The sequence below is a fragment of the Ruegeria sp. CDSB013 genome (genome assembly GCF_059611165.1).
The window spans coordinates 84,282-109,244 of sequence record NZ_JBXWPA010000012.1 but is presented as its reverse complement, the minus strand read 5'-3'; the positions used below and the strand labels follow the sequence as shown (position 1 = coordinate 109,244).

Genomic DNA, 24,963 nt, shown 5'->3' with positions numbered 1-24,963 from the left:
TTATAGGCGGGCCAGAACCGTGCGGGCGGCCCCAAAGAACCGTTCACGCAGGCGTGTGCGGTCTTGCAGTGTCGGAGCAGGGGCCAAATAGACTCTCATGCGCCTCAGATATATCGCGTGTGCCCGTCAATCAAGGTTCAATCCGGCCTCGGGCTTGCATCACCCCGAGTTGCTGTCCAAGCTGCGTGTCAGGAGACCTGTATGAACCAAGACCTGATCCCCAGCTCGCTGTCGGAACTCTATGAAAACATGGTCGCGGGGTTTTCCGTGCAGTTCGGCAAACTTGTTGATCTGATCGTCACGCCGGGTTGGCGGCGGCACCAGTTGATCATCATTCTCGCTCTGTGGGCTTTGGCATATGTGCTCAAGCTGGTCACGCAAAACCGGTGGGAAACCTGGGCACGTGCCCGCACCGGCTGGCCCAAATGGCGGCTGCGCACTCTGGTTCAGCTGATGCAGCGCCTAACACTGGTCTATTTCGTTTTGTTGTCCTGGACGCTGTACCTGTTCATGCAGAATGTGACCTGGCCGTCGCACAGTTACATTATCGGCGTGATCGCGACATTGGCCGCCGCTTGGCTGGCGATCGCGCTGGTGGCGCGACTTGTCCGCAACCGTACGCTGCGGCGGATCTTTAAATGGGCGATGTGGGTCTATGCAACGCTGGTTGCGCTGAATTTGACCGATGACGTAGCCGAGTTTCTGGACGGCGTAGCGATCTCCATCGGTGATTTGCACATCTCGGCACTGGGAATTCTCAAGGCCGCATTGCTGATCGGCGTGCTGCTGACGTTGGCCCGCATCGGGACCCGCACGGCCGAGCGGGGATTGCAGAGGAACGACGACATCACGCCTTCGATGCAGGTTCTGTTGGCCAAAGGCATTCAAGTTCTGCTGTACGGAGCTGTCTTTATGGCGGCCATCCGCACGCTTGGGTTTGATCTGACTGGCATCGCGCTGTTGTCAGGCGCGATCGGCGTGGGCATCGGTTTTGGTCTTCAAAAAGTTGTGTCGAACCTGATTTCCGGGATCATCATCCTGATGGACCGCTCGATCAAACCGGGCGACGTGATCTCGTTGGGTGACACATTCGGATGGATCAACGCGCTGGGCGCGCGGTATGTATCGGTGGTCACGCGGGATGGGCGTGAATACCTGATCCCGAACGAAGACTTGATCACCAATCAGGTGGTGAACTGGTCGCATTCGGACCGTTATGTGCGTCTGGATCTGGACTTTGGCACCAGTTACGACGACGACCCGCATCAGGTGCGCGCAACCGCGATCCAGGCAGTTAAATCGGTGAAACGTGTTCTCAGCGGCGGTTCACATGAGCCGGTCTGCCATATAACCGGGTTCGGCGACAGCAGCGTGGACTATGTGCTGCGGTTCTGGATCAGCGATCCGACCAAGGGGCTTACCAATATCAGGGGCAATGTTTACCTCGCCCTTTGGGATGCTTTCAAGGCCGAGGGGATATCGATTCCTTTCCCCCAGCGCGAGGTTCGGCTGCTGCCCGACGGCGCAGACTCGCAACAGATCGCCAAAGAGTGAGCACCCGTGCGGCCGCAAAAGCGCCCGTTCATTGAAATGTTGCATTCCCCTTGTTACCTTATTAGTACCCCTGCGCCGGGGTTTGGCGGCGCGCAACAATGGAGGACTATGTCCTGTCTCTACATACACAGGCGGGTTTGCCCGCCGATGATGGGGCCAATGTAATGGCCCACTCTCAGTCAATCAGCGACAAGCTGCTTGAGCGTATCCTTTCCTCACTTTCCGATGACAAGGCCGAAGATGTCGTGCAGATCAACCTGCAAGGCAAGTCGTCTGTCGCGGATCACATGGTCATTGCGTCCGGGCGTTCGACACGTCAGGTCTCGGCTATGGCGGAAAAGCTGACGGATCGCATCAAGCAGGAATTCGGCTTCACCTCGAAGGTCGAAGGCAAGGATACCGGCGACTGGGTGCTGATCGATACGGGCGACGTGATCGTCCATATCTTCCGCCCCGAAGTGCGTGAATTCTATCAGCTGGAAAAGATGTGGCTGCCTCAGGGCGGCAGCGCCTCAGCCAACTGAGGCGCTATCCCGGCCTGCATTAACAGGCCGGAGGCGAGAGAAATATGCGTATAAGCATTTGTGCGGTCGGGCGATTGCGTGCCGGACCGGAGAAGTCCCTGCTTGACGACTATCTGACCAGATTTGACCGGACCGGCCGTAGCCTGGGCCTTGGTCCTGCACAGGTGATCGAAGTTGAGGACAAAAAAAACGCAGGGATGGGGGCCGAGGCCGCGTTACTGCGCAAGGCGATGCCCAAAGGTGCGGTGATCTGCACACTGGATGAACGCGGGCGGGTGATGTCCTCGCCTGATTTTGCAAAAAAACTGGGTGGCTGGCGCGATGCCGGGCGGCAGGATCTGGCATTGATCATTGGCGGTGCGGACGGAATAGACCCTGATCTGCGGGCTGAGGCTGATTTTTCCATCTCATTCGGGTCGATGGTCTGGCCGCATATGCTGGTCCGTGTGATGCTGGCCGAGCAACTTTACCGGGCCGCGACCATCCTGTCGGGCGGTCCCTATCACCGGGTCTGACATGGCGCAGCTTTTGATCGTCTACCATTCGCGCACCGGCGGCGCCCGTCAAATGGCCCAAGCCGCCGCGGCAGGAGCGCGGGACGAAGCGGAAACGGTTCTGAAAACTGCAGATCAGGCGACCCCTGAGGATTTGCTGGCCGCGGATGGGTTTATCTTCTGCGCGCCCGAGAATCTGGCTGCGATTTCAGGTTTAATGAAAGAGTTCTTTGATCGCTGCTACTACCCTGTTCTGGGCAAGATCGAAGGACGGCCCTATGCCCAGATGATCTGTGCCGGGTCTGATGGCGAGAATGCGGCCCGCCAAACCGCGCGGATTGCCATTGGGTGGCGCTTGAAAGAGGTTCAGTCGCCGCTGATCATCTGCACCCATGCGCAAACGCCCGAGGCTATTCTGGCCGAAAAGACCATCCCGCAAAACCAACTGGATGAGTGCCGTGATATTGGGGCTGCGTTGGGTGCGGGTCTGGCGCTGGGTGTGTTCTGAAGATCAGTTCAGTGTGACCAACGTCGTCTCGTCACCCCAGCCATCGACACTGCACCGCGCCTGAATCTGAACCTGAGACACGCCATCTGGAATCGCCACCCCGGATAGTGAGCGTGTAAAGGGCTGCTCATTCTCATGCGGGTGATGCAATACGCGCATACCCAGTTCATTGCCGTCCATGTCCAGAACACGCCAGCCATCGGCATAGTGATCCCACCCGGTATCGGGATGGCGGATCGTCACGTCGAATCGCCACGTGTCGCCGCTTTGGCTGGCCGCCACGTTTTCAAGCATAGAAGGGTCGGCAAGCGCTGGGCTGGCGAGAAAAAGGCTGAGAATCAAATACCGCATGAGGCGATCCTAGGCTGTGTCCGTCGGCTTCGCGATCACGAATCCGTGTCGCGCGGTTGGGACAGCAGGACCAGCCGGGAATGCGACGCAAACTCGCGCCGGTATAGGACACCAAATGTGATCGCCGTGCCCAGCATCAGCGCCACGGGGCCAAGTATCCAAGCAACGGATGCCAGGGCAAAATAAGTCACGCGCAAACCGCGGTTAAAGCTGCGCGCCGCGGTGACGCAGATCTCGGCCGCTTGTGCTGCGCGCGGATAGGCTTGTGGGTCCGACGGTTCATTGGGCACCGAGGCCATCAGAACCGCGCAATAGCCAAACAACCGGTGCGCCCACACATATTTCAGGAATGCATTGGCCAGAAGCAGGATGATGATCAGGATCTTGATCTCCCACACCATGGCCGGTGCGCTACCGATGGCCAGATCATTGGCGACGCCGGCAAGACTTTCGGTATTGCCCAGCAGGGCCAATCCGCCCCCGATGGCGATCATCGTGGTCGAGGCAAAAAATGTGCTGCCCTGCCGCATCGCCGCGACCACCTGCGCGTCAAACATTCGGGGTTGCCGGGTGACCATTTCCCGCATCCATTCTCGACGATAGTCATCCATCATCACTGTGACGGAATGCTTGTTGGGTGACGGGTTTTCGATCCGCCATCCGATCCACAGCCAAGTGATCAGCAACACGGCAATGGCCGCATAATCCAGCGGTGAAAACAGTTGTGCGCGATCAATCCAAGTCATGCTGCGACCTTAGGGCCAGACATGAGAACTTGCCAAATGGGGAAATTGGTAATATTATTTTACCAAATAGAGGATCAGCCATGGAAATGCCAACGCCAAACCCTGACATTCTGCGCCGCAAGACCGTGGTTCTACAACGTTTGTTGCAAGTGTTGCCCGAGGACGCGGTGATTCACGAACCGTCCGAGACTCGTGCTTATGAATGTGACGCGCTGACGGCATATCGGTGCCCTCCGATGCTGGCGGTTCTGCCGTCGACCACGCAAGAGGTCTCGGACGTATTACGCATCTGTAATGAAGAAGGTGTTCCTGTGGTTCCGCGCGGTTCGGGTACGTCATTGGCCGGTGGCGCCTTGCCAACGGCGGATTGCGTCATCCTTGGCGTCGCCCGGATGAATGAGGTGCTGGAGGTCGATTATGACAACCGTTTCATTCGCGTTCAATCAGGCCGCACCAACCTGAGTGTGACTGGAGCGGTCGAGGAAGACGACTTCTTTTATGCGCCGGATCCGTCCTCACAGCTTGCCTGTGCCATTGCCGGGAACATCGCGATGAATTCGGGCGGGGCGCATTGTCTGAAATACGGCGTGACCACGAACAACCTGTTGGGCGTAAAGATGGTGCTGATGGATGGCAGCGTGGTCGAGATTGGCGGCGCGCACCTGGACTCTGGCGGCTTGGACCTGTTGGGAGTCATCTGCGGGTCAGAAGGGCAGTTGGGCGTGGTGACCGAAGCCACATTGCGGATATTGCGAAAACCCGAAGGTGCACGACCCGTGCTCATGGGATTTGATGACAACGAAGTTGCCGGGCAATGCGTCTCGGACATTATCAAGTCGGGCATCCTGCCGGTTGCAATCGAATTCATGGATACCCTGTGCATTAAGGCCTGCGAAAACTTCGCCCATGCAGGCTACCCCGACTGCACCGCTTTGCTGATTGTCGAGGTCGAAGGGTCCGAGGCCGAGATGGACTATCAATTGTCAAAAATCATCGACATCGCCAAGCGCCATAACCCGGTGGAGCTGCGCGAAAGCCAATCGGCTGAGGAAAGCGCGAAAATCTGGCTGGGGCGCAAGTCGGCCTTTGGTGCGATGGGGCAGTTGAACGACTACATGTGCCTGGACGGCACGATCCCGGTATCGTCCTTGCCGGAAGTGCTGCGCCGGATTGGTGAAATGAGCGAAGAATACGGCCTGCCGGTCGGCAACGTGTTTCATGCAGGCGATGGCAACATGCACCCGTTGATCCTGTTTGATGCCAACAAGCCGGGTGATCTGGAGAAATGTGAGGCGTTCGGAGCCGATATCCTGAAGCTTTGCGTTGATGTGGGTGGCTGCCTGACAGGTGAGCACGGGGTTGGGATCGAAAAGCGCGATCTGATGCACCATCAATACGCGCCTGCGGACCTTGAGGCGCAGATGGCCGTAAAGGATGTGTTCGATCCAAAGTGGTTGCTGAACCCCGCCAAGGTTTTTCCGTTGAATACGTCTGAATCCCGACGCATCGCGCAGATTGCCGCTGAATAATCGGCTCTAACAAAGAAGAATTGTCATGAAACCAAAAACAGAAGCCGAACTGGCCGAGATGGTGGCCGGGCTGGACGAACCGGTCCGCATCAAGGGAGGCGGTACGCGCGGAGTTGCGGGACCGGATGCGGAGATTGAAACAAGCGGACTAACCGGCATCACACTTTACGAACCCGGTGCGCTAACGCTGGTGGCGAAAGCCGGCACGCCGGTGGCAGAGATCAAGGCCGCATTAGATGCAGAAGGTCAGCAATTGGCCTTTGAGCCGATGGATCACCGGGGATTGCTGGGCACCAGTGGCACACCGACCATAGGCGGTGTTGTGGCGGCCAACATATCTGGGCCCCGGCGGATACAGGCAGGGGCATGCCGTGATTTCCTTTTGGGCGTGCGCTATGTCGATGGCATGGGGCAGGTCGTCAAGAATGGCGGCCGGGTTATGAAGAACGTCACCGGCTATGATCTGGTCAAACTAATGGCGGGATCCTGGGGCACTCTGGGCGTTTTGACCGAAGTGTCGTTGAAAGTACTACCCAAGCCCGAAGTCTCGGCTACGCTGTCCGTTCAGGTGCCCGATGTGACCACCGCAATTGCGGCGCTGTCCGCCGCATTAAAATCCCCGTTTGACGTCAGCGGAGCGGCGTACGACCCGGATATGGGAAGCGCCTTACTGCGCTTCGAAGGATTTGCGGGTTCGGTGACATACCGGTCGGACCAACTGAAATCCCTACTGTCTGGTTTCGGCGAGGTTGCCGAACTTGACCAGCCCAACACATTGTGGGCCGACTTGCGTGATGCAGCCGGTTTCCAAGAACAAAGCGGTGATGTCTGGCGCATTTCAGTAAAACCAACGGATGCGCCGGACATCGTTGCGCGCATCCGGGCAGAGCGGACGTTGTTTGATTGGGGCGGCGGGTTGATTTGGGCCTTGGTGCCGGTTGGTACTGATCTGCGGGCGCAGTTAGGCGCGTTTGACGGTCACGCAAATATCGTGCGGGCAGGACAAGATACACTTGCCGAACTGGCGCGTTTTCAACCGGAGGCGCCCGGTATTGCGGCTCTAACCAAGGGTATTCGTCAAAGATTCGACCCCCGCGGTTTGTTTAATCCGGGGTTGATGGGGTAAGCCGATGCAGACGATGTTCACCGAAAAGCAGTTGCAAGATCCCGCGATCCAAAGATCAAATGAAATCCTGCGAAACTGCGTCCATTGTGGGTTTTGCACAGCCACGTGCCCGACATATCAGGTGCTGGGGGACGAGTTGGATAGCCCACGGGGGCGCATTTACCTGATCAAGGACATGCTGGAAAACGAGCGTGTGCCGGATGAGAAAACGGTCAAGCATATCGACCGCTGCCTGTCATGCCTGGCCTGTATGACCACGTGTCCATCTGGCGTGCACTACATGCATCTGGTCGATCACGCGCGGGAATACATCGAAGAGAACTATAAACGCCCCTTCTCGGATCGTGCGCTGCGTTGGGTACTGGCACAGATCCTGCCTTATCCGATGCGGTTTCGCTGGGCTTTGATCGGGGCGAAGCTGGGGCGGCCATTCCGCTTTCTGATGCCCGACGCCCGGTTGCGTGCCATGCTGGACATGGCGCCCAAACATATCCCGCCCGTCAGTCGCAATGACGACCCGCAGAGATTTCCGGCCAAAGGACCGCAGCGCAAGCGCGTTGCGCTGATGACGGGTTGTGCGCAAAAAGCTTTGAATACTGACATTAACGACGCAACTATTCGACTTTTGACTAGGATGGGATGCGAGGTCGTCGTGGCTGAAGGGGCAGGGTGCTGCGGCGCGCTGACCCATCACATGGGCAAAACCCGCGAAAGCCATGAGGCCGCAAAAGCCAACATCAGGGCCTGGACCACAGAAATGAACGGCAACGGGCTGGACGCCATTGTCATCAACACCTCGGGCTGCGGCACGACGGTCAAGGATTATGGCCATATGTTTCGCAACGATCCCATAATCGAAGACGCGGCGCGGGTGTCGTCGATTGCAATGGATATCAGCGAACTGCTGATCCAGCTGGAGCTGCCGCAGGGCGAAGACAAGGGCCTGACCGTTGCATATCATGCAGCTTGTTCTCTGCAGCACGGTCAAAAGATCAAAGCTCATCCCAAAACTCTGCTGAAACAGGCTGGTTTCGCCGTGTTAGAGCCTACAGATAGCCACCTGTGCTGCGGCAGCGCGGGGACTTACAACCTGATGCAGCCCGAGATTTCGGGCAAGCTGAAGGACCGCAAGGTCAAAACGCTGGAAGCCAAAAAGCCGGACATGATCGCGGCGGGTAATATCGGATGCATGATGCAAATCGGCTCTGGCACGGGCCTTCCCGTGCTGCACACTGTTGAGCTTTTGGATTGGGCGACCGGCGGGCCTGTGCCGCGGGCATTGGGCGACCGGAGTGGATCCGGGGTTCCGATCCTCAAATAGATAAGGCTGATGCAACTGCGCACCACTCGTCACGTTAAACGGACGCTGGCGTCATCGCCCTATTTTTGCCGCACCGGAGGGGTAGGAGAATACGCCAACAGCAAAGCCGGAGTGCCATTTGCGAAATTGGATCACAGCATTGGCGCTGGCTTTGATGCCGTTGTCCGCCGCAGCCCAGGATACCGGGTTGAAGAGTCTGGACACCACCGATGCCGGGCGCGCGTGGATGGCGGTCGGGCGCCTGGATTTCAAAGATGGTGCCGGGTTTTGTACTGGAACACTGATCTCTCCGACGCTTGTTTTGACGGCCGCTCATTGTTTGTTCGACAGAATGACTGGTCAGCGGGTTGATCTGGCCGAGGTTGAATTTTTGGCTGCCTGGCGTCTCGGACGCGCATCTGCTTATCGGGCTGCGCGTCGGGCCGTTGTGCATCCCGAGTATGAATTCAGCACCGAGGCGACGGCTTCTCGGCTGTACAATGACATCGCGCTGATCGAACTGTGGCAGCCGATCCGCAACACCAGCGTAATCCCATTCGAAACCGGAGAGCGCCCGGATCGAGGGGCTGAAGTTGGGGTGGTGTCATACGCGCAGGACCGGGCCGAGGCCCCCTCGCTGCAAGAAGTGTGCTCGGTCATGACGCGCACATCAGACGTTTTGGTGTTGTCGTGTGATGTCGAATTCGGGTCGTCAGGAGCTCCGGTCTTTTCCTTTGACGGGGACCGGCCACGCATCGTGTCGGTCGTCGCGGCCAAGGCCGAATTCAACGGACAGCGCGTGGCGATTGGTACATCGGTCGAGAATTCCCTCGAACTGTTGCAGGCAGAGTTGTCGGCCGGGCGCGGATTTGGCGTGTCTTCCTCTCAAGGTGGGGCACGCCGCAATATTGGAGCAAGGTTCATAAAACCATGAGTCGTTTACTTCTGAATTTTCTTTTGTTCCTCTCAATTTCCGCCACCGCAACTTACGCCCAAACCGCCAAGCGAAAGCTGACGGATCGCGATGACCTTTACGGATGGGAGGCGGTTGGACGCCTGGACATCGGCGATCAGGGGTTTTGCACCGGCACGCTGATTGCGCAGGATCTGGTTTTGACTGCTGCGCACTGTGCGGTGGACAAGGCCAGCGGCAAACCCTACGAGCCGGGAAAGGTGACGTTCCGCGCTGGTTTGAGCCATGGTGAGGCGCTGGCAGATCGCAAAGTCACGCAGATTGCCGTGAACCCGGAATATGTCAGCAATGCCCCGCTGTCACCGAATAATGTCCGCGCCGATGTTGCGCTGATGCGTTTGGAACAGCCGATCCCTTATTCTATCGCCAATCCGTTTGCCTTGCACACAGGGCGCGTTGCCGGAACCGAGGTCAGCTTAGCCTCATACGGGCGCGGCCGGTCCGAGGCGATCACGCGGGAAAGGTCCTGCCGTATCCTGGGTCGCCAGCAAGGGTTGATTACCTTCAACTGCGACATCACTTTTGGCTCGTCCGGTTCGGCATTGCTGGCCAGAAATGGCCCGCGCTGGCAGATCCTGTCGGTTGTCTCAGCAATCGGAACCTACGGGGGTCGCGTGGCCGGATACGGGATGGAACTATCTGGAATTGTTGCCGAACTCAAGGCGGACTTGCGGCGCGATGCCCCGCGCCCACAGGCAACGATCCGCCGGTTGCAGGTCGGGTCCGACAAGTCGAATTCCGGCGCAAAATTCATCAGCTCGGGCGGGGGTTGAACTCGATCAAAATGCTACCCATGTGAACTGTATCGGGTCGCCACGAATGGGGCCCGTATCAACCAGATGCCCGTCCGAACGGAGGGCAGAACACAGATCGCTCTGATATGAGGATATGACACATGCGTAGTTTTGATTTTGCACCCCTGCACCGCGCCACCGTTGGTTTCGACCAGATCGCCGATATGATGGATCGCGTGCTGACCAATGATGTGGCTCAGCCGAGCTACCCGCCTTACAACATCGAAAAGACCGATGCCGACACGTATCGCATCTCGGTTGCAGTCGCCGGTTTTTCGGAAAATGACCTGTCGGTCGAAGTAAAAGAAAACGCCCTGATCGTCGCCGGCAAGAAAGCCGCTGAAGACAAAGAGCGCAGCTATCTGCACCGTGGCATTGCCACCCGCGCGTTCGAGCGCCGCTTTGCGCTGGCCGATCACGTGCGTGTCACTGGCGCCAACCACGAAAACGGTATGCTGAACATCGACCTGAAGCGCGAAGTGCCCGAGGCCTTGAAACCGCGCCGGATCGAGATCTCTTCGGCCAATGCCATCGAAAAGGATGTGGTCGACGCCAAAGCTGTAAACTAAGGCGACCTAAAACGCCGCGATAATCGTTCCTCTCTGGATTGTCGCACCATACGCCCCGCGTTCCTCCAGACGCGGGGCGTTGTTTTTTTGTAGTACCAGAAGGTCCGCAATGCGGGACAAAGTGTGAATTCGCTGCGCCAGACCCAAGGTCTGCAATTGATGTATAGCGTCTTGGAGTAACGGGTATTCTCGGACTCAGAAATGTCCGCGTCGCAGCTTTGATTACTCGAAGTTTAACGGGTGGATCGCGGTTGTTCCACTTCCGTTTCTGACGATTCAGCAACTCCTACACTTTCAAATCGCGATAGCAGACTCACAGCGATGTAAATCGCGGCACACATTAAAAGAAAACCCAAGAAGTTTGGTTCATAAGCTTCCCTTGCCTCACGATAAATGTTCAGGCCTTCGATGTTTCGAAGAACAGAAAACCCCAAAACCGCAACTCCGATAAATGTGGGCAACACCAGTAGGAAATACCGCCGAACACGCCGCCTACCAGTCAAATAGAGAAGTTTCCCACAGCTTCCGCACATGTGGAAGTCGGTTTTATTGAGCCCGCGATGGGGATTAGTTGAAGCCATCATTCGTGGTGGCTGAGGGCGACCGCATTCCGGGCACTTAATACCGATAATCTTTGACCACCATGTCGGAAGCTCACCAATTCGCGGAATGCTTACTTTGGGTGGATTGCCAGTGTTTCTTGCCAATTTTCTACAACGTGCCTTTTCGTATAATCGTCTCAACCTTCGATTTGGAACCGCTTCAACGACAGTTTATTTCTGCTCAGTAGCTCTTTGTACTTCCCACAAAGCGGACCTTCCATCAACTTGCAGCGTCGGTCAAAGTGGGCTCAAATCTGACGTCTGAAGTTAAATGACCCCGCACAATTTCGTGCGGGGTCCTTCTGTGTTTTTCCTGTTGAGTTTAGTTCCCACCAGTCACCGACCCGATCGACCAGAACATCGTCTCACCCGAGGCATCGTCGACACCGTCATTGTCGGTCATCACAAACGCTTCGCCCGAGGGCAGGATGGCCAGACCTTCGATCTTGTCCAGAACGTAGCCACCGGTCGAGGTCAGGTCAGGCAACAGGTCGCGGACCTCTTGCTTGCTGACGACGGGCAGAGGGCCGCCCAGCGGGGCCGGGGTAATCTCTGACAGCGGGATGCGATAAATCTTTTTGGTCACGGCGCGGTGGTCATGCTGATTGTCACGCTCGATGACATAGACGTGGTCGCCAAAGGCCACGATTTCCGACAGACCGACCCAGCCATTTTCCGGCTCCGCCTTGGGATAGTGCACAGCACCCCATTCCTTGGTGTCCAGATTATAGGCGACCAGTTTCACGTGGTTCTTGGGGTCGTCCTTCCATTCGCGCTGAACGGCCATCCACAGGGTGTTGCCAACGCGGGTGATGCCCTCAAAACCAAAGCGCTTTTCGACGGCCAAAAGCTCAGGTGGCAGACCGATCTCGCCTTTGCGGCCCTTGATCAGGCCATCAGCGGACACGTGGTAGATCGCATGCGGGATAACACGGTCGGTACGCCCTTCGGAGGCGACGTAGAACCCGCCTTTATTGTCCAGCGTGATGCCCTCCAGATCCAGCTTCTGTGCCGGGTTGCCGTCCTGACGGTGGATGCGGATCACATCCACAATGCGGGCCGGTTTATGGCTGGGGTCGATCTTGAAAATCGAAGGCTGGAAGCCATAAAAGCTGTCGTTGACCGCGTAGATCATGCCGTCCTCATCAGACACCAGACCGGACAGCGCGCCCCAGCCGATCAGCTCATCCGTGCCTGCGGACGTCAGATGCGGATAGGTGGCCGGGGCGTCCTGATATTCGTAGATCATCACGTGTGCACGCGGGCCACCGTCTTCGATCAGGTCCTTTTCATTAGCCGAGATCAGCAGGTTACGTTCCGGGATCGCAACATAACCTTCGGGACCAACGCCTGAAGGCAGCAGCTGTTTCAGATCCGGGTTGGCCGGATCGGTGGCGTCATATACACCCACGACCGAGGCGCGCTCGGCTCCTACAAAGATCATTGGTGTGTCACCAAAGGTCGCTGCGGTAACACTTTCAGGCTCAACCCCTTTGGCGTCCGAGCGTTTGTCGGGATAGTGACCGATCTGGATGATGGCTTTCTCGAAATCGGTGCCGTTCTCGTAAACAACGGTGCCGTCCTTGTGGAAGATCGTCCAGCCGCGCGAGCCGCCTTTGTAGTCACCTTCGTTGGCGGTTGCGAAATGGTTGTCGTCGATCCATTTCACCGCGTCCGGTTCGCGCAGGCGACCTGGCTGGCTTTCGGTAAAGATCAGCGCACCGCGTTCATCGGTGGCGTCGATGCCTTCCAGATCCACGCTGCCTGCCGAGAAATGGTTGACCACATTGCCATCCTTGTCGACAACCGCGATGTGGTTGTTTTCCTGCAGGGTGATGACGGTTTCACCCAGGGTGTTGATGTCGACAAACTCAGGCTCGGGATCAGTGGGGGCAACGTCGGCCAGACCTGTCAGCGAAGCCATCTTCATGCCCGCGCAATCCAGTGCGCCGTCTTTCAGCGGCACCAGCGCCAGCGACCCTGCGGGCAGCTGCGGGAGGACCCCGTCGTTCAGGTCTTCGTCACGCTCATTCTCGATGGCGACGGAAACAAAGCTGCCATCCGGGGCAATCGCGACACTGTCGGGCTGACCACCCAGATCACAGGCACCGGTTTCGGCCTTGCCCGCAATCTCGACCGAGATCAGTTTGCCCGAAGGGGCAGTATAGCTTTCCGATGTGTTCACACCCACAAAAGCCGTCGTGCCAACGATCCCCACGGATGTCGGCTCACCACCCACGTCCATCGCACCTAGCGGCGCGGGGTTCGCGGGGTCGGTGATATCGACCATGCCAATCATGCCCAACGGGCTGTCGGTATAGACCAGCGTCATGCCGTCCGCTGTCGCTGCGATGATCTCGGGCGAGGTTTCGCGGGTGGTATCCGCCCCCTCGGCCATGTTTTTGACGACGGGGAAAGACGCAATTCGGTTGAAATTCATTTCTGCCGCTGCCTGACCGGCGGTCAGGGCAAGGGCAGATGTCAGGCAGACACAGCGCAATGACATCGGGTGGAATCCTCTCTCACTTGGATGAGAGGGGGATGAACGCGGGTCATTGCAGGGATGTGACGGTTTGTTTGCAGTTTTGTGACAAACGTAATGGCCCCGGCACGCAGCACCGGGGCCTTTTCAGATCAGACCGACAGGCAGACGTACTTCATTTCAAGATAATCTTCCATGCCGTGATGGCTGCCTTCGCGGCCCAGGCCGGATTGTTTGACACCTCCAAACGGGCCAAGCTCGGTCGAGATGATGCCTGTGTTGACGCCGACGATGCCGTATTCCAGAGCCTCGGCCACTTTGAACACCCGGCTCAGGTCCTTGGCGTAGAAATATGAAGCCAGACCAAAGATCGTATCGTTGGCCATGGCGATCACGTCATCTTCGTCTTCGAACTTGAACAGGGGCGCCAGCGGGCCAAAGGTCTCGTCCTGCGCCACCATCATGTCCTGCGTCACGCCGGTCACGATGGTGGGCTGGAAGAAGGTGCCGCCCAGATCATGCGGCAGACCTCCGGTCAAAACCGCGCCGCCCTTGTCGGTGACGTCCTTGATGTGCTCTTCGACCTTGAGCACTGCTTCGGCGTTGATCAGCGGGCCGGTTGTTGTGCCCTCAGCCAGACCATCACCTATTTTCAGCGCCTCGACAGCGGCTTTCAGTTTGGCAGCAAATTCGTCATAGACACCGGCCTGAACATAGATGCGGTTGGCACAGACACAGGTCTGGCCGTTATTGCGGAACTTGCACATCATCGCGCCTTCAACGGCTGCATCCAGATCTGCATCGTCGAACACGATGAATGGCGCGTTGCCGCCCAGTTCCATCGAGCATTTCATGACCTGATCAGCGGCTTGTTTCAGCAGGATGCGCCCCACTTCGGTCGAGCCGGTGAAGGTCAGCTTGCGCACGCCGGGGTTTTCGCAGAATTCCTTGCCAATTTCGCTGGCGCTGGAGGATGGCAGCACGTTGAACACGCCCGCTGGGATGCCAGCCTGTTCCGCCAGTACGCCCATTACAAGTGCGGACAACGGAGTTTCCTTGGCCGGGCGCGCGACAAAGGCACAGCCCGCTGCCAGCGCCGGGGCGGCCTTGCGGGTGATCATCGCATTGGGGAAGTTCCACGGCGTGATCGAGGCCGCAACACCGATCGGCTGCTTTAGCACCATGATCCGCTTGTCGCGCTGATGGCCCGGGATCGTCTCGCCATAAACGCGCTTGGCCTCTTCGCCGAAGAACTCGATGAACGACGCGCCATAGCCGATCTCGCCAACGGCCTCGGCCAGCGGTTTGCCTTGCTCGGCGGTCAGGATCTTGCCCAGATCTTCGGCGTTTTCCATCATCAGGTCGTACCAGCGACGCAGAATCACGGCGCGTTCCTTGCCGGTCAGCTTGGCCCATTCCTTTTGCGCGGCCTCAGCTTGTGCGATCGCGCCGGCGACCTGCGCGCGGCTCAGGTCTGCGACTTCGGCTACGACGTCGCCTCGCGCCGGGTTGGTCACGGCAAAGGTGCCATTATCCCCGTCGACCCACTGACCGCCGATATAGGCTTTGGTTACAAGCAGATCGGGGTTTTTCAGGATTGATTTCAGGTCGGTTGTCGCGTCCAGCATGGGTCAGCCTCCGGCAATAAAAATTTGTTAGCACTCAAACATGTGCCTCCCGGATTGTCTATGGCCACCCGTGGGGTCAGATCAATCCAGTTTTCGTATGGTAAACGTGACGTTTTTTGCCTACCGGGGCGCATTCATGCGATCTGAGGCCAAAGTGTCAACCCGCCTATCTTTTTTTGGCGGAGTTTGCCAAAGTTCCACAGGATTGGATGCCCAAGGGGATGTAAATGATCGTAACATCTCCTATCTTTTTGGGTGCATAATTAAAAAAGGAATAGGACAGATGTCGAACCAGCAGTTTGATGCGTTGATTGAGGAAACGCAGCAAAAAGTGCGCGAAAGCCAGTCTCAGATCGAAGGGCTGACATCCCGGATTGAAGCCGCGCGTTCTAAGATCGGCTCTGCCGAGGCCGACATCGACATCGAAAACGCCACGCTTGAGGACGTGCACGCCCATACCGAGGTGATGAACGCCAATATCGCCGAGCTGATCATGGGTCTGGACGACGTCACCAGCGCCTTTTCCAAGGACTTCGACGAGATGCGCTCGAAATCCGGGTGGGAGACGTTTGTCGGCATCTTCTCGAAAGGCAAGTCCGAGTCGATGCGGCAGGAGCGCATGCGCACCGCCAATATCGACGATAAGCTGCAGGACCTGATCGCCAAATCCGATGTGATCGTGCAATTGCTTCAAGGGCAGTTGTCGGTGCTGGAAGAGCAGCGGGTAAAGGTCGAGGAAAACCTGACCGGTACGCTGGACGACCGCGAGGCCACCGTGGCCGAGTTGGAAGCCCTGCGCGCCGAGATTCAGGATATGGATCCGACGATCATAACTCTGGAAAACAAGATCAGCGTCGAACAGGACGCGGCCGCGCGAACCCAGTTGGAAACTGAACTGGCCGAGCTGAACAAGCAATACAACGCCAAGGTACAGGAAGAGCAGGTCAAGCTGGCCAAGTCACAAACGCTGGAGCGCTATATCGAAAAGGGCAAGACCTGGGTCGACTCCCTACAGAACCAGGCCGCGACGCAAATGGTGCTGATCAACAAGCTGCAGACAGACACGCAACAACGCGTGGTTCTGTATGACGCCCTGACCAAATCGCTGAAAACCGCGCAGCAGCAGGACGTGGCCCACCGCATCAACGAGATCGGCGTGCAGACGGACCAGGAGGCGCAGACCGCCATGGCCGCCATCGGCACCGCGACCAACCAGAAGATGGCCGACATGCTTGAGGCGCATGAGGACCACATGGTCTTTGCCCGTGATGTGCTGGAGAAAAAGGCCAAGGCGGATGAACGCTTTGCCCGTCGCTTCGCCTCGATTGTCGAGAAGCATGATAAGAATTTGTATGGTGGGTAAAAAAGAGTGGTTGCGACGAATGCCATTTTTCTTAGAGCAAGACAAAGACAAGACTTGGGTAGAACGGAACGGTGAGCTTGTTTGGGGTGCAATTGGCCTCGTTTTCCTCATCTATTTTCTGACGATGATGGCGAATGGGTTTTACTTTATGAGTGGCGTTGGTGTTCTCGGTGCTTTGTGGTCGGGCTACCGACTGGAAATGTTTCGCAGATCGCAAGGAATTAACAGTGTGCCAACTAATGTCCAAAGCGACGGCAGTCAGTCACCTGGCCCGGACCTAGGTGGTTTTGGTGGCGGTGATGCATGACTGACCCCACTAAAGACCATGTGGGACTAACCGACACCTTCTCCTCGCGCCGCTATTTTCGAAAATTCGAGGTGATCACCGTTCACTTGTTGCGCGTGGCCGCGACGATGGAGGCTGAGGGCGCGATCTCGAAACAAGAGGTGCGGATCGTGTCGCGTTACCTTTCGGGGCTGCTCTACACCTTCCGGGCGCTCTCCATGAAATACCTGCTGGTCGGGCGCGATACGGGCCGGTTCTTTGGCAGCCTCGCCATGGACAAGCGTGACAGCGGATTTCCGGTGGCGGCCGAGCTGCTGACCATGGCCAATGACGCGCAGCAGGCGCAGGTGCATCTGGCGAATATGCCGTCCGAGGATGATCTGAAAACAGACATGGTGCGGACGATCATTGGCGATCAGGAAATCCCCACCAAGCTGCAATTCGCCCTGTCGCAAAGGCTCTATTACAAGGAATTGCTAAACGGTCAGCTGTTTTGGGCCCGCAATGATCCCGAATGCCACTGGATCGGAAATGAGGGCGAGCGGCGCAAGTTCATGATCCACTGGGCGGTTTATGACAGCCAGATCAACCTGCCGGTCATCTACCTGATGCAGTTGGAGGACAGCGGCAAAACCGCCCTGCCCAAGGACCAACGTCGTTGGCCCGAAGTTCAGGCGCATCTGATGGCGCAAAGCTTAGGCGGTCTGAAACTGGTGACCATCGCCAAAGGCTTCGATCAGGATTTCGACGACCTGCACCCCAAGCACCTGCGCCGGATCCATGTGGGGCCGATGTATTCCTCGGCCTATACCGAGCAATCCGGCCCCCTGCGGCAGGTGCTAGAGGACGCGCAGGCGCCCGAAAGTCAGGATTGGGCGTTGGCCTGGACCACGGAAGAGCTGGAAAGCGAAGAGGTGATCGAAGAACGCGCCGGTTGGTTCTCAACCGTCGAGCGTGAGGTTTTTGCGCTGGACCCGTTCGGCGGGCAGGGGGCCGAGACCGGAGCCACGCGCACCCAGCGTTCCATCATCCTGCCCCAGCGCCCGTTTCAGGTACTGGCCGAGCGCAATCCGCCGGGCTTTGCCGACGTGCGCAAATTCGTCGTCAGCAAATCCGGGCAGGTATTGAGATATTGAAGACAGCAAAGGCAATTTTGAAATGAGTTTGACGTCAGATCAGATGGAATTGCGCGAAGACGATATTCGCAAGCATTATCCGGCAGCGACCGCCTTGCTGAACGGGTTCGAACATGCGCCTCGGATTGCCAAACCCGTGGAGGCCGCCGTTGAACGGTCACCGGGTGTATCGACCGGACGGCGGTTCCGGTCGACGACACCGGGGTTGGTGACGCGGCGCACGGTGCGCGCTGACGGAGTGCATCTGGTTGAACGGATCGAGGCCTCGGATGATGGGGATGCATTGGTCTCGCCACCTCAGGCGACAACGCAGCAGGCAATCCGCCGCGCCATCGCAATCGCTTTAGCGGTGGCCGAAACTTATGGCGAACAGACGCCGCTGGCCGACCTCAAACGCGCTAATCTGGCTGGGGATCTACCGGCCGCCCGCAAGACCGAATTTTCGGAACTGCTGACGGCCGAGGCTCTGATTACCTCTCATACCTTCGGCAATGCGTTGGCCTATCTGATGTCCTCGCATCTGGGTGAGACGACTGCCGATATCGGCGAGATCGAAGAGGTCCTGACCGACAATGGTCAGCTCGCCCTGCACGGTGCGTTGTGGGAGATGGATCAGACGCTGGCCAAACACGCCCCAGACGACGCGCACCTGATCGCCGCCACCAGCGCCTATGCCGAGCAGCTAATGGACAAGGCCGCCCTGCGCGCCCAGTCAGCGGGCCACCTGGCCCCGTTTCATAACGCCGCCTGGCATGTTGAGGCCGATGATCTGACGATCCGTGGTTTTGAGCCGGCCTCAAAAGCCAAATCCACCACCCTCACCATGACGTTCAAGAAACCAAACGAAGTGGTGGGCAACCACATCGCCAAATATCAGGCGATGAAGCTGGCCAAGATGGTGATGGCCTATGACTTCGATCGCCGCCTGAACCCGTTTGCGGAACTCGGCGGGTTTATCTTCACCTTCATGGGCGACGGCAAACCGGGCACTGGCAAGACCACCCTGATCCAGATGATGGCCGGGCTGATCAACGATTATTGCCAGAACGCGGGCTATCCGTTCCGCTACCAGAACCTGAGCACCGACAATATCGACAGCTATCAGGGCAAATCCGGCCAAAACGCCAAGGCCTTCATCAACACGATCATTGACCCTTCGGTCATCGGCTTCGGCACCATCGACGATATCGACCAGCTGGCGGGCAAACGCGGCGACCGGCAGTCCTCGGCCGGGCAGCTGGAAATCACCGCCGTGTTGATGGAGAGCTTTGCGGGTGCCAACACCGTCGTGCGCGGCAACTGCACCTTTGGCATGTTCTCGAACTACCCCGAGAATGTGGACGACGCATTGCGCCAGCGGGCGGGCGCTCGGTTCCTGGTCGACGGGCCGCAGACGCGCGAGGATTACATCGACATCCTGCACCTGCTGATGGGCCGCAACCACGACATCCCGCTGGGCGAACACGAGGCCTATGCCGCGCAGGAAATCAAAAAGGCTGTCGCTGCCAGTTTCGAAAGTCATTCCCGCCCGCACGAAGAGGCTCTTCTGCAGGTCTATGACCGGGTCTCCGGCGATATCGGCCAGATGGATACGATTGCCAAGATGGGCACCTATCTCAAGGCAATCCAGCAGGCGGATGAGCGCTTTACCGGCCGCGCGATCAAGAACATTACCGACGCCGTCAAGGTCCGCGCGATGGATTTCGAACTGCCCGACGAATGGATGGAAAACCCCGACCTGTTCCTGTTCCGCGACTACGACTCTAAGAGGGCCATGATCGAAGACCTGCGCCAGCCGATCACAGTGGAAATGGTGATGCAAGAGATCAACCGCTACGCCGACAGCGAGTTCCGCTATGCCGACAAGAGCGACGAGGTCGCCATTGAGAACGCGGTGCGTGAGATGGGCCGGATGGAAGAGGCCAAGCGGCGGTATCTGGAGGGGAAGGAGTGACATTTGTGTCAGAAGAAATTTCTGCGGTGGCCAACATTATAATGGCGATAGCAGCGATAGTGGCATCTGTTGCCGCTTGTCGTGGGCTGCGAACCTGGAAATCCCAGATAACATTCCAAACCAACCACGATCTGGTAACAGCGATTCTGAAACATATTTATAGGCATAGAGACGCAGTCGAAGAAGCGAGACACCCTGCGTTTGATTACAGTGAAACTTTTGCCTCGAAGAACAGTGACTCGCATCCAAACCAAAGTGAGATTGAACTCAATCGCTACCGTCAAGCGGCAGCAGAGTATGAGAAGAGATGGGCGAAAGTCGTAGAAATTCGATCAGAGCTTTATCCATTGTCGCTTGAAGCAGATGCCGTTTGGGGAGCGGCCTACAGCAGTTTGTTGAATCCAATTTTCGAACTTGAAGCAGAATTGCGGAGAGTAATCCAGGAACACTTGAGAGCGAAAAACCCTTCATTATCGACTGAGGATCGAGATATCGCACAGAGAAGTTATTGGAAGGATTGGCGAGTAATGTATGCCAGATTTTCCGACGATGATGAGTTCCGAAATCGATATCAGGAAGCTTTAGTAGAAATCGAAGCGAAGCTTAGAAAGAAGTTGAGCTGATGATCCGCCTTATCGAAAAAGGCCTGATGTTCGGCAACCTCGTCCACATCTCCAGCCCGGCTCTGGTCGAGCGGTATAACCGCGCGCTGCAGCATCTGGCGGGCAAGACCACGGCGCTGACGGATTTCCATGTCGATATCTCGGGCTATTCACCAGAGGTGGGGATTGAGCTGGAGGATGAGCTCTACCTCAACCCCAACGGGGTCAACCGACAGTTCATCCTATTGACGACCGAGCAGAAACGCGCGCCTCTGCTGAACGTCAAATTCTCGACCTCGCGCGATATCCTGCGCGAATTCATCGAAATGAACGAGGCGCAGCTGTTCGCCCTGACCGCCACCGATGCAGTGGCCGGAGAGTTGGTGAACTCGGTCATCAAACTCACCACCCCGCGCGATCTGCTGAACCTGCGCAAGATCGAGGTTGAGGCTGACACCGCTGGCGGCACCCTGCGCAAGGCACAGCAACTGGCGGGCATGGTCGAACGGTTCAAGACCGAAGAGGATGCCTGGTTCGACGATGTGCTGATCGCCAGGATGATCGAAACGGCCAAAGAAACCGGCGACGTCACCCGCAACCCGGTTCGCTTGCGCCATACCGCATTTGAGCAGCGCAACTTCTGGACGGCGCACTTCGACGGGCTCTACCTATTCCCCGATCTGGATCATCCGGCGGTGATCTGTATGGGCGACAGACCCGACGATATGCCGATCAAATACGTTTTTGACCCATCTCAGCGGAACCAGATTGCCAAGTTCCTCGGGCTAAACGACTTAGTCGAAACGATCATCGAGGCGCGCGGTGTCAATTCCGCTGCAATCCTGCAGCAGAAAATGGACTTCCTGACCGTGGATGCCGCAGCCGATGCAGGCGTTGACCTAACAGGGTTGGACCGTGGCGATATGCGAAGGTTGGCGCGAAACCATTCGGATCGTCTGCCCGACGCCTATCACGGTCTGGCGCAATTGCTGCGCTGGGCAAAGGATGGCGGGCCGTGGCCGCGCATCACGTCAGATCACCCGGCCTATTTCTATACGCTGCGCGCAACCAACACACCGAACCGCGATCTGGTGAACATGTTGTTGGCGGAACTGGCCCCGTTGGACCCGCGTCAGGTATTCATTTGCCATAAGGAGCTGTTCTACCGCACCTATGCGACATGGCCCGAGGCCAAGAAAGCCTATGTTGCCGACTTCCTTGCGCGCGAGTATCAGGTGGATAAGGCTGGCGCCCGGGCCGCACTATTCGGCCACGAACCGGATATGAACGGCAACGACCGGGTCAGCGAAGACATCATCGCACGCGTCGGCCCTTGGGGCGCAGTAGGGAGAAGTTAAATGTTCGTCGCACTGCGCTTTTTGATCCCGTTGCTGGTCGTTCTGACGGTCATTTACGTGGGCGTATCAATCTATTCCCGTCGGGTTCGACGTGGCAAACTGATCGCCCATTGGGAGAAAAAGGGTCTGACCGGCGACCGCGATGCCTTTGTCCAGCGCGGACTAAAAAAATACGACGGATCGTTTCGCCGCAAACTGATCCTTGGGATTTACGTGGTGCCGCTGGGCCTGATCGGAATCCTGATTTATGTTACGAACTTCATGTGAGGGTTTCGCTGATGCGTTACGTCAAATGGGCTATCATCATCCTGTTCTGGGGCACAATTGCGGCGGTGTTGAATTACACCCTTCCGCAGCACGATGTGGTTCGGATTTCGGATACCTATGAGAAACGGATCGACCCCGGTGAGAACAGCATCTTCTGGTCGGTTCATGACGTCGGCAGTGATGCGACAACACCAAACCGCGATGTGTTTTTCATTCAGACCCGCAAGACCAACGGCAAGGTCATGGTTTATCGGAACGAAGACACCGGCTGGGGCTGGCCACCTTATTTTAAACTAAACTCGTCGAACCTGCAGGCCGAAGCAGCAGACTTGAAATCAACAACCGAAGCGCCTCGCTGGGTGGTTGTTCGCCACTACGGTTGGCGCAGTGAGTTCCTGTCGATTTTCCCGAATGCCGTAAAGATTTGGTCGGTAGACAGCCAAGACATTCGGATCATTCCCTGGTTCAACATCATTTTTCTGACCGTTTTCTTCGCGATTGTTTGGGCCCTTTGGGTCCGTTGGCGCCGGTTTCGCGAGGCGCGGGTCGATCCCGTGATCGAGAATATGGAAGATGGCCTTTATGCCGCCGGCGACGCCATAGAAGAGCAGGGCAGCAGGTTCAGAAAATGGCTAAACAGCTGGAAATCCAAATAGGTTTTGGCGGGGCCATTTGGCCCCTCCGTCAGCCTTGGCGGTGACCTGTTGGGCTGAGTTCCTCAGCGTACGATAAACTCGGCGTGCAACGCTCCGGCGGCTTTGATCGTCTTCAGAATGTCGATCATGTCCCGGGGCGACACCCCTAGCGCGTTCAGGCCTGCCACGACTTCGGACAGGGTTGCCGCTTCGGGTATTTCAGCCAGCCCGGTGCCTTCCTCTTCTTCTATTCCAGCGATTGTTCTAGGCACCACAACGGTTTCACCGCGCGCGAAGGGGTTGGGTTGAACCGCAATCGGCGCCTCTTCAACCGTGAGTGTAAGATTGCCCTGCGAGACCGCCACGCGGGATATCCGCACTTCCTGCCCCATCACTATCGTGCCCGAACGCTGATCGACCACGACGCGGGCCTTGGTTTCGGGTTCGACCAGAATGTTCTCGATTCGCCCAAGAGCGTGGGCAGTCGAAATTGCCCGCGTTGCCGCTATGTTCAGCTCAACTGTCCCGGAATCCCGCATGATGGCCACTGCGCTGTTGAATTCGGAATTAATGGCAAGCTCGATCCTGCCTGCCGTAGTAAAATCAGGCTCTCGCAAAGCAAGGCGCATCTGGGTAAGCGCCGATAGTTCGAAATCGATTTCACGTTCCACCCTTGCCCCGGAGGGGATCACGCCGGATGTGGGAACGCCCTGCACCACCGAGGCAGCCTCTCCCTCAGCCGACACGCCGCCTGCCAAAACGGTGCCTTGCGCAACAGCGTAAATCTGCCCGTCGGCGGCGTTCAATGGGGTCATTATCAACGTTCCACCCAACAGGCTTTTGGAATCTCCGATGGCAGAGACCGTCACGTCGATTTGCCCGCCAACACGTGAGAAAGGCGGCAGGCTTGCTGTCACCAGAACGGCGGCCACATTTTTGGGGCGAAAATCCTCACCGTTGACGTTGACGCCCAACCTTTCGAGAATGTTGGACATGATCTCTTCGGTAAAGGGTGAATTTCTTAGCCCGTCACCGGTTCCATTCAGCCCTACAACCAGACCGTAACCGACCAGATCGTTTCCGCGGACTCCGTCGAAGTCCACCAGATCTTTCAGTCGGATCGCGCCGGCGGAGGCCAGGCCAGGAAGCAACATCAGAAGAAAAACAAGAACTCTCATCTCAGGAAATTCACTAGTGACAGGTTCGCGTTGCGAACGGTGACCGAATACAGGCTTTCCAGCTGGAACTGCACGGTTTGCAACTGAGTGGCGGTTTCATAGGGATCCGCCGCGATCAATGTGCCTCGGCTGCTTTGTAGGCTAGTCCGCGCCGCATTATTTCGCGTTTGCGCCTGTTCGATTCGGGCCTCGGTCGCGCCGACATCGGCGCGCAGTCCCACCAACTGATCCTTGGCGTTGACCAGATCGACGCCCAATTGTTTGAACACGGCCGTTCTTTGTTGCATCGGGACATTCAGACCGCTGTCCGCGACCACGGCTGCGACCGCGATGTCGCGAAGTGCAGCTTTGATGGCTGGGTCGGTCGCTGTCACAGGAATTGAAACGCTTTCATTCTCGGATATCTGCATGGGGGCCAGTTTTGTGCCGGATCCCTGATAAATTACCGCATCGAACCCGGTAGGATCGTTGAACCAATCCTCTGCCCTCTGCCGGATGTCCGCGACAGTAGCTACGCCCGTCAACTCGGCCTCTAGCGCGGTGATCAGCGTGTCAGCGGACGGAAGCGGAGAGACATCCGTTGCGGTGCCCGAGTAAAGGCTGCGCCCTCCGGCGCGGGTGTTCAACGCAGATACGATCGCGTCCAGTTCGTTTCTGGCCTGAGCCGATGCGTTTTCGTGGGTCACCGCCTGATTTGAGGTGCCAAAGGACAGAAGTGAGGCGGTAATCCCCTCAACAGCGCCGGCAACTTTATTCAGGCTCAGCTGCATCGCATCCGTGAACAACCCGGCTTCGGCGGTCGATACTTTGAACGCATCCAGTCTGGACAGGCTGCGATCCAGGTCCAGCAGATGAGAGTAATCACCGTCCAGATGGCCAGACAAGTCCTGAACCCGTCCGGATGACAATTCGTAGGACAGTGTTTCGATCTGGTTTTTGATCTCGGTTGACCGGGTTCTCAGCGTCAAACCACGCGCCAGATCACCAATGGATGTCAAATTCAT

Annotated in this window: 25 protein-coding genes; 18 read left to right on the top strand and 7 right to left on the bottom strand. The window is 57.4% G+C overall.

Going from position 1 to position 24,963, the window contains the following annotated elements; genetic code table 11:
* The gene (locus AC2FJF_RS18920) at nucleotides 1-99 is read right to left on the bottom strand and encodes an isopropylmalate isomerase (protein ID WP_108861670.1); all 99 of its coding nucleotides are present in this window, start codon (nucleotides 97-99) and stop codon (nucleotides 1-3) included.
* A 102-nt stretch (nucleotides 100-201) separates the two neighbouring features.
* On the opposite strand from AC2FJF_RS18920, the gene AC2FJF_RS18915 reads away from it, so the two are divergent.
* The 4 genes from AC2FJF_RS18915 to AC2FJF_RS18900 all read left to right on the top strand — a co-directional run bounded on the left by AC2FJF_RS18915 (nucleotide 202) and on the right by AC2FJF_RS18900 (nucleotide 3,080).
* Nucleotides 202-1,554, top strand: coding sequence for a mechanosensitive ion channel family protein (locus AC2FJF_RS18915; protein ID WP_496726725.1), 1,353 nt, complete (start codon nucleotides 202-204; stop codon nucleotides 1,552-1,554).
* A gap of 164 nt (nucleotides 1,555-1,718) precedes the next feature.
* A complete protein-coding gene (gene rsfS, locus AC2FJF_RS18910) occupies nucleotides 1,719-2,078 on the top strand; it encodes a ribosome silencing factor (protein ID WP_209599225.1) in 360 nt (119 codons plus the stop codon).
* A gap of 44 nt (nucleotides 2,079-2,122) precedes the next feature.
* A complete protein-coding gene (gene rlmH, locus AC2FJF_RS18905; RefSeq protein ID WP_496726724.1) occupies nucleotides 2,123-2,593 on the top strand; it encodes a 23S rRNA (pseudouridine(1915)-N(3))-methyltransferase RlmH in 471 nt (156 codons plus the stop codon).
* A 1-nt stretch (nucleotide 2,594) separates the two neighbouring features.
* The gene (locus tag AC2FJF_RS18900) at nucleotides 2,595-3,080 is read left to right on the top strand and encodes a flavodoxin family protein (RefSeq protein ID WP_496726723.1); all 486 of its coding nucleotides are present in this window, start codon (nucleotides 2,595-2,597) and stop codon (nucleotides 3,078-3,080) included.
* A gap of 3 nt (nucleotides 3,081-3,083) precedes the next feature.
* On the opposite strand, the gene AC2FJF_RS18895 is transcribed toward AC2FJF_RS18900, so the two are convergent.
* Both AC2FJF_RS18895 and AC2FJF_RS18890 read right to left on the bottom strand, forming a co-directional pair.
* Nucleotides 3,084-3,431, bottom strand: a complete 348-nt coding sequence (locus AC2FJF_RS18895; protein WP_496726722.1) for a hypothetical protein — start codon at nucleotides 3,429-3,431, stop codon at nucleotides 3,084-3,086.
* Nucleotides 3,432-3,466: 35 nt separating this feature from the next.
* Nucleotides 3,467-4,177: a DUF599 domain-containing protein gene (locus AC2FJF_RS18890; RefSeq protein WP_496726721.1), complete on the bottom strand. Its 711-nt coding sequence runs from the start codon at nucleotides 4,175-4,177 to the stop codon at nucleotides 3,467-3,469.
* 80 nt (nucleotides 4,178-4,257) lie between these two features.
* Here AC2FJF_RS18890 and AC2FJF_RS18885 point away from each other — a divergent pair, with 80 nt between their 5' ends.
* The 6 genes from AC2FJF_RS18885 to AC2FJF_RS18860 all read left to right on the top strand — a co-directional run bounded on the left by AC2FJF_RS18885 (nucleotide 4,258) and on the right by AC2FJF_RS18860 (nucleotide 10,468).
* Nucleotides 4,258-5,706, top strand: a complete 1,449-nt coding sequence (locus AC2FJF_RS18885; RefSeq protein WP_496726720.1) for an FAD-linked oxidase C-terminal domain-containing protein — start codon at nucleotides 4,258-4,260, stop codon at nucleotides 5,704-5,706.
* A 25-nt stretch (nucleotides 5,707-5,731) separates the two neighbouring features.
* On the top strand, nucleotides 5,732-6,832 hold the full coding sequence (locus AC2FJF_RS18880; RefSeq protein ID WP_496726719.1) for an FAD-binding protein: 1,101 nt from the start codon (nucleotides 5,732-5,734) through the stop codon (nucleotides 6,830-6,832).
* A 4-nt stretch (nucleotides 6,833-6,836) separates the two neighbouring features.
* Entirely contained in the window at nucleotides 6,837-8,153 is a 1,317-nt protein-coding gene (gene glcF, locus AC2FJF_RS18875) for a glycolate oxidase subunit GlcF (RefSeq protein WP_496726718.1), read from the top strand.
* A 118-nt stretch (nucleotides 8,154-8,271) separates the two neighbouring features.
* Complete coding sequence (locus tag AC2FJF_RS18870; protein ID WP_496726717.1) at nucleotides 8,272-9,066, top strand: trypsin-like serine peptidase; 795 nt, start codon at nucleotides 8,272-8,274, stop codon at nucleotides 9,064-9,066.
* Nucleotides 9,063-9,878, top strand: coding sequence for a trypsin-like serine peptidase (locus AC2FJF_RS18865; RefSeq protein ID WP_496726716.1), 816 nt, complete (start codon nucleotides 9,063-9,065; stop codon nucleotides 9,876-9,878). Before AC2FJF_RS18870 ends, AC2FJF_RS18865 begins: the two co-directional genes overlap by 4 nt.
* A 122-nt stretch (nucleotides 9,879-10,000) precedes the next feature.
* A complete protein-coding gene (locus tag AC2FJF_RS18860; RefSeq protein WP_170565179.1) occupies nucleotides 10,001-10,468 on the top strand; it encodes an Hsp20 family protein in 468 nt (155 codons plus the stop codon).
* 924 nt (nucleotides 10,469-11,392) lie between these two features.
* Here the strand turns inward: AC2FJF_RS18860 and AC2FJF_RS18855 are convergent.
* Together AC2FJF_RS18855 and AC2FJF_RS18850 are read right to left on the bottom strand one after the other, a co-directional pair.
* The gene (locus AC2FJF_RS18855) at nucleotides 11,393-13,576 is read right to left on the bottom strand and encodes an esterase-like activity of phytase family protein (protein ID WP_496726715.1); all 2,184 of its coding nucleotides are present in this window, start codon (nucleotides 13,574-13,576) and stop codon (nucleotides 11,393-11,395) included.
* Nucleotides 13,577-13,704: 128 nt separating this feature from the next.
* Nucleotides 13,705-15,180 carry an NAD-dependent succinate-semialdehyde dehydrogenase gene (locus AC2FJF_RS18850; RefSeq protein ID WP_496726714.1) on the bottom strand — a complete coding sequence of 492 codons (1,476 nt, stop codon included), beginning with the start codon at nucleotides 15,178-15,180 and terminating at the stop codon, nucleotides 13,705-13,707.
* A 283-nt stretch (nucleotides 15,181-15,463) separates the two neighbouring features.
* Here AC2FJF_RS18850 and AC2FJF_RS18845 point away from each other — a divergent pair, with 283 nt between their 5' ends.
* From AC2FJF_RS18845 to AC2FJF_RS18810, 8 genes are read left to right on the top strand one after another with little or no spacing between them, the layout of a single operon-like run.
* Entirely contained in the window at nucleotides 15,464-16,543 is a 1,080-nt protein-coding gene (locus AC2FJF_RS18845; RefSeq protein WP_058276579.1) for a coiled-coil domain-containing protein, read from the top strand.
* Nucleotides 16,536-16,850 carry a hypothetical protein gene (locus tag AC2FJF_RS18840; protein WP_496726713.1) on the top strand — a complete coding sequence of 105 codons (315 nt, stop codon included), beginning with the start codon at nucleotides 16,536-16,538 and terminating at the stop codon, nucleotides 16,848-16,850. The genes AC2FJF_RS18845 and AC2FJF_RS18840 overlap by 8 nt, the downstream gene beginning before the upstream one ends.
* Nucleotides 16,847-17,965: a hypothetical protein gene (locus tag AC2FJF_RS18835; RefSeq protein ID WP_496726712.1), complete on the top strand. Its 1,119-nt coding sequence runs from the start codon at nucleotides 16,847-16,849 to the stop codon at nucleotides 17,963-17,965. The genes AC2FJF_RS18840 and AC2FJF_RS18835 overlap by 4 nt, the downstream gene beginning before the upstream one ends.
* Nucleotides 17,966-17,987: 22 nt before the next feature.
* Nucleotides 17,988-19,919, top strand: a complete 1,932-nt coding sequence (locus AC2FJF_RS18830; protein WP_496726711.1) for an AAA family ATPase — start codon at nucleotides 17,988-17,990, stop codon at nucleotides 19,917-19,919.
* The gene (locus AC2FJF_RS18825) at nucleotides 19,916-20,542 is read left to right on the top strand and encodes a hypothetical protein (RefSeq protein ID WP_496726710.1); all 627 of its coding nucleotides are present in this window, start codon (nucleotides 19,916-19,918) and stop codon (nucleotides 20,540-20,542) included. The genes AC2FJF_RS18830 and AC2FJF_RS18825 overlap by 4 nt, the downstream gene beginning before the upstream one ends.
* Nucleotides 20,542-21,879: a DUF6638 family protein gene (locus tag AC2FJF_RS18820; RefSeq protein WP_496726709.1), complete on the top strand. Its 1,338-nt coding sequence runs from the start codon at nucleotides 20,542-20,544 to the stop codon at nucleotides 21,877-21,879. Before AC2FJF_RS18825 ends, AC2FJF_RS18820 begins: the two co-directional genes overlap by 1 nt.
* Nucleotides 21,880-22,146, top strand: a complete 267-nt coding sequence (locus tag AC2FJF_RS18815; protein WP_496726708.1) for a hypothetical protein — start codon at nucleotides 21,880-21,882, stop codon at nucleotides 22,144-22,146. It begins immediately after the preceding gene.
* A gap of 11 nt (nucleotides 22,147-22,157) precedes the next feature.
* Nucleotides 22,158-22,802: a DUF1523 family protein gene (locus AC2FJF_RS18810; RefSeq protein ID WP_496726707.1), complete on the top strand. Its 645-nt coding sequence runs from the start codon at nucleotides 22,158-22,160 to the stop codon at nucleotides 22,800-22,802.
* A 62-nt stretch (nucleotides 22,803-22,864) separates the two neighbouring features.
* Here the strand turns inward: AC2FJF_RS18810 and AC2FJF_RS18805 are convergent, their stop codons facing one another.
* Together AC2FJF_RS18805 and AC2FJF_RS18800 are read right to left on the bottom strand one after the other, a co-directional pair.
* A complete protein-coding gene (locus AC2FJF_RS18805) occupies nucleotides 22,865-23,959 on the bottom strand; it encodes a flagellar basal body P-ring protein FlgI (RefSeq protein ID WP_496726706.1) in 1,095 nt (364 codons plus the stop codon).
* The gene (locus AC2FJF_RS18800) at nucleotides 23,956-24,963 is read right to left on the bottom strand and encodes a flagellin (protein WP_496726705.1); all 1,008 of its coding nucleotides are present in this window, start codon (nucleotides 24,961-24,963) and stop codon (nucleotides 23,956-23,958) included. The genes AC2FJF_RS18805 and AC2FJF_RS18800 overlap by 4 nt, the downstream gene beginning before the upstream one ends.

Excerpts from the sequence above, each read along its gene's own strand:
- AC2FJF_RS18920 (WP_108861670.1), bottom strand. The coding sequence starts at position 99 with ATGAGAGTCTATTTGGCCCCTGCTCCGACACTGCAAGACCGCACACGC.
- AC2FJF_RS18915 (WP_496726725.1), top strand. The coding sequence starts at position 202 with ATGAACCAAGACCTGATCCCCAGCTCGCTGTCGGAACTCTATGAAAAC.
- rsfS (WP_209599225.1), top strand. The coding sequence starts at position 1,719 with ATGGCCCACTCTCAGTCAATCAGCGACAAGCTGCTTGAGCGTATCCTT.
- rlmH (WP_496726724.1), top strand. The coding sequence starts at position 2,123 with ATGCGTATAAGCATTTGTGCGGTCGGGCGATTGCGTGCCGGACCGGAG.
- AC2FJF_RS18900 (WP_496726723.1), top strand. The coding sequence starts at position 2,595 with ATGGCGCAGCTTTTGATCGTCTACCATTCGCGCACCGGCGGCGCCCGT.
- AC2FJF_RS18895 (WP_496726722.1), bottom strand. The coding sequence starts at position 3,431 with ATGCGGTATTTGATTCTCAGCCTTTTTCTCGCCAGCCCAGCGCTTGCC.
- AC2FJF_RS18890 (WP_496726721.1), bottom strand. The coding sequence starts at position 4,177 with ATGACTTGGATTGATCGCGCACAACTGTTTTCACCGCTGGATTATGCG.
- AC2FJF_RS18885 (WP_496726720.1), top strand. The coding sequence starts at position 4,258 with ATGGAAATGCCAACGCCAAACCCTGACATTCTGCGCCGCAAGACCGTG.
- AC2FJF_RS18880 (WP_496726719.1), top strand. The coding sequence starts at position 5,732 with ATGAAACCAAAAACAGAAGCCGAACTGGCCGAGATGGTGGCCGGGCTG.
- glcF (WP_496726718.1), top strand. The coding sequence starts at position 6,837 with ATGCAGACGATGTTCACCGAAAAGCAGTTGCAAGATCCCGCGATCCAA.
- AC2FJF_RS18865 (WP_496726716.1), top strand. The coding sequence starts at position 9,063 with ATGAGTCGTTTACTTCTGAATTTTCTTTTGTTCCTCTCAATTTCCGCC.
- AC2FJF_RS18860 (WP_170565179.1), top strand. The coding sequence starts at position 10,001 with ATGCGTAGTTTTGATTTTGCACCCCTGCACCGCGCCACCGTTGGTTTC.
- AC2FJF_RS18855 (WP_496726715.1), bottom strand. The coding sequence starts at position 13,576 with ATGTCATTGCGCTGTGTCTGCCTGACATCTGCCCTTGCCCTGACCGCC.
- AC2FJF_RS18850 (WP_496726714.1), bottom strand. The coding sequence starts at position 15,180 with ATGCTGGACGCGACAACCGACCTGAAATCAATCCTGAAAAACCCCGAT.
- AC2FJF_RS18845 (WP_058276579.1), top strand. The coding sequence starts at position 15,464 with ATGTCGAACCAGCAGTTTGATGCGTTGATTGAGGAAACGCAGCAAAAA.
- AC2FJF_RS18835 (WP_496726712.1), top strand. The coding sequence starts at position 16,847 with ATGACTGACCCCACTAAAGACCATGTGGGACTAACCGACACCTTCTCC.
- AC2FJF_RS18830 (WP_496726711.1), top strand. The coding sequence starts at position 17,988 with ATGAGTTTGACGTCAGATCAGATGGAATTGCGCGAAGACGATATTCGC.
- AC2FJF_RS18820 (WP_496726709.1), top strand. The coding sequence starts at position 20,542 with ATGATCCGCCTTATCGAAAAAGGCCTGATGTTCGGCAACCTCGTCCAC.
- AC2FJF_RS18815 (WP_496726708.1), top strand. The coding sequence starts at position 21,880 with ATGTTCGTCGCACTGCGCTTTTTGATCCCGTTGCTGGTCGTTCTGACG.
- AC2FJF_RS18810 (WP_496726707.1), top strand. The coding sequence starts at position 22,158 with ATGCGTTACGTCAAATGGGCTATCATCATCCTGTTCTGGGGCACAATT.
- AC2FJF_RS18805 (WP_496726706.1), bottom strand. The coding sequence starts at position 23,959 with ATGAGAGTTCTTGTTTTTCTTCTGATGTTGCTTCCTGGCCTGGCCTCC.
- AC2FJF_RS18800 (WP_496726705.1), bottom strand. The coding sequence starts at position 24,963 with ATGAATTTGACATCCATTGGTGATCTGGCGCGTGGTTTGACGCTGAGA.